The sequence below is a fragment of the Roseiarcus sp. genome (assembly GCF_052145395.1).
Taxonomy (GTDB): Bacteria; Pseudomonadota; Alphaproteobacteria; order Rhizobiales; family Beijerinckiaceae; genus Roseiarcus.
In genome coordinates this window covers 1-2,611 of the sequence record NZ_JBKQOT010000134.1, presented here as the reverse complement: position 1 = coordinate 2,611, position 2,611 = coordinate 1, and the positions used below count along the sequence as shown (strand labels likewise).

At 61.7% G+C, this 2,611-nt stretch carries 5 protein-coding genes; 3 read left to right on the top strand and 2 right to left on the bottom strand.

The annotated features are described in order from the left end of the window. The 3 genes from ACLP25_RS04800 to vapC all read left to right on the top strand — a co-directional run. Positions 1–179: FitA-like ribbon-helix-helix domain-containing protein (locus ACLP25_RS04800; RefSeq protein WP_442468086.1), on the top strand; the 179-nt coding region annotated here is incomplete at its 5' end. Further along, a complete protein-coding gene (locus tag ACLP25_RS04795) occupies positions 176–574 on the top strand; it encodes a type II toxin-antitoxin system VapC family toxin (protein WP_442468084.1) in 399 nt (132 codons plus the stop codon). The genes ACLP25_RS04800 and ACLP25_RS04795, both read left to right, overlap by 4 nt. Positions 575–791: 217 nt before the next feature. Further along, positions 792–1,388 (top strand): type II toxin-antitoxin system VapC family toxin, encoded by a 597-nt coding sequence (gene vapC / locus ACLP25_RS04790; RefSeq protein WP_442468083.1) that lies wholly within the window; start codon positions 792–794, stop codon positions 1,386–1,388. An 87-nt stretch (positions 1,389–1,475) separates the two neighbouring features. Here the strand turns inward: vapC and ACLP25_RS04785 are convergent, their stop codons facing one another. Together ACLP25_RS04785 and ACLP25_RS04780 are read right to left on the bottom strand one after the other, a co-directional pair. Continuing rightward, a complete protein-coding gene (locus tag ACLP25_RS04785; protein ID WP_442468082.1) occupies positions 1,476–2,078 on the bottom strand; it encodes a YdeI/OmpD-associated family protein in 603 nt (200 codons plus the stop codon). Between the two features lie 364 nt (positions 2,079–2,442). Beyond that, a complete protein-coding gene (locus ACLP25_RS04780) occupies positions 2,443–2,598 on the bottom strand; it encodes a hypothetical protein (RefSeq protein ID WP_442468085.1) in 156 nt (51 codons plus the stop codon). Positions 2,599–2,611: the final 13 nt, after the last annotated feature.

Sequence of the window (2,611 nt, the reverse complement as noted above, 5' to 3'; positions counted from 1 at the left end):
TCAAGCGCCGCGCCGCTGAACATGGCCGCTCGATGGAGGCGGAACATCGCGAGGTGCTGCGAGAAGCTCTGACTCCCGGACGCAAGGACTTTTGGCAGCGCGCGGACGCCATCCGCAGCCGTACGCGCTGGCACGGGAACAGCGCCGATCTCATCCGCGAGGACAGGGATAGCCGTTGAAACTCGTCATCGACGCCAGCGTCCTGGTGAAATGGTTTGTTGACGAACCTGGCGCGGACCGTGCAGCGGCGCTTCGTGGCGAAGACTTGGCCGCGCCTGATCTCATTCTCGTCGAGGTGGGAAGCGTGTTGTGGAAGCACCAGCGCAGAGGCGTCCTGGCCAGCGCGGATTACGTCGATGCGGTCGAAGCGCTTCAAGCGGCCCCCATCACACTCACGCCAATTGCAGACCTGCTGCTGGCCGCCGCGCGGATCGCGGTCGAACTCGACCACCCGCTCTATGATTGCGTCTATGTGGCGCTCGCGATGCGCGAGGGATTCCCGCTCGTTACCGATGACCAGCGCCTTCTCAAGGTCGCAGGCCCGCGTTTCGGGAAGTTCGTGCGGGCGCTGTGACGAACGCCCTACCGGCGCCGCACGGCGAGGTTTGCGTGGCCTGACCGCTGACGCCCGTTTCGTCGTAGAGCGCCGACTCGGCGAGCCCGCGGCCGTCGCCGGCGAAGAGGCTGCGCGCCCGGCGACCGTCTATCGCCCCCGTTCGAAACCAGCTTTCGCCGCGCGTCGCCTCTGTGTATGATTGCGCCAATTGATACACACTGCGGGAAGGACCGCGATGCGGACCAACATTGAGATCGACGATAGATTGATGGCTCGGGCTATGAGGCTGACGGGCCTCCCAACCAAACGTGCGGTGGTGGAAGAGGGCCTCAAGCTGTTGGTTCAGGTCCGCAAGCAAGCCCAGGCGTTCAAAACGCTCAGGGGAATAGGCTGGGAGGGCGACCTCGACGAGATGCGCCGCGACCAGCCTCCGGGCGGGGTCGTGATCCTCGTCGACAGCTCGGTGTGGATCGCCCATCTGCGTGGGCCGTGGACAGCAAGCACAGCCAAGCTCGAAGCAGCGATTCGTCGCGAGCCGATCCTGGTCGGCGATCACATTCTGTTCGAAGTCCTTCAAGGCGCGCGGGACGAAGCTCACGCGGCACGCATAGAACGCGGCTTGTGCCACTTCGAGATTGTGCCTCTGCTCGACGCCGAGCTCGCCCCTCGCGCGGCGAGGAATTACCGCAAACTGAGAACTCTGGGGGTGACCGTTCGGAAGACCGCGGACATCATCATCGGCACGTATTGCATCGAAAACCGCTGCGCGCTGCTACACGACGATCGCGATTTCGCGCCGATGGTGGCTCATCTCGGCCTCGTCGCGGCTTGACCCGCATCGCGACCGCACCCGCACGGCGGGCGACTGCGTCGTTTGGCCGATCGCGCCCCCAATTTGCTCTATCAGACCATACATATGTCACTTCAAATTTTGGTTATTAGGTTGGTGAACTGTCTGACCGAGTTCAAGCATGGAGATGAACTTCTTGGTCCGCGCCGCGCGCGTCTTCGCAGTTTTTGCGTCGTGAACCCTATAAATAATTGCGTATCGGTTTGCACCCTTGAGGGTTTCGAAAAACGCCTTCGCTGTCGGATGTTTGTCGAGCGCTTCGCGAAAATCTTCGGGAACTTCGGCTGTGCTCTGGGGTTCATAGGCCGCGTCCCATCGCCCATCGTTTTTCGCCTTTTCAACTTCGACCAGGCCACGGGCGCCCATAATCCCTTTAGCGATGAGCCTCTCTGCGGTATCACGGTTGAGTCGTGACCATTTGCTTTTTGCTCCGCGTGGAGTGAAGCGTACCAGCCAATAGTGTTCGTCAAATCCGTCTAATTGACCATCAATCCAACCGTGAGCGAGCGCTGTCTCGATCGACTCTGGCTTGCCAACACTGGAGACGCCTGACGATTTCTTGGCGAATTTCAGCCAAACGCCCGACGAACTGGACGCGTGCTCGTTCAGCCACGCGTCCCAATGCTCACGCGATGATAATTCTAAAACGGGCAATCCTTTGTGATTGACCATGTCGTTTCCCCAAAACATACGCTCAAGTTTGAGACTGGCTCAGACCCCGACACGCGCCTGAGAAACGATCCGCAAGACGGTTCCTCGATGAATTTTGAGCAGGCGGGCGATTTCCGCGGGCGTCTTACGCCCTGATCCTACGGCTTCGACGATCTCCTTCTTTTGCTCAGGCGTTACTTTCGGCTTTCTCCCGGGAACGCGCCCTTGAGCGCGCGCTTGGTGAAGGCCGGCGCGCGTCCGCTCGCGGATCATTTCGCGTTCAACGAGCGCGCGCCGACCCGACGGCAATGCGCCTGCGCCTATAGCCGGAAAAGCAATGACGGGGAAAGCCGTTCTCGGCCTCGTCGCGGCTTGACCCGCAACGCTACCGGCGCCGCACGGCGAGCGACTGCGTCGCCTGACCGATGACGCCCTCTTCGTCGTAGAGCGCCGACTCGGCGAGCCCGCAGCCGTTGCCCCCAAACAGGCTGCGCGCCTCGAGGCAGATCCAGGTCCCGACCGGGCGGCGGAAGAGGTTGATGGTCAGGTCGCAG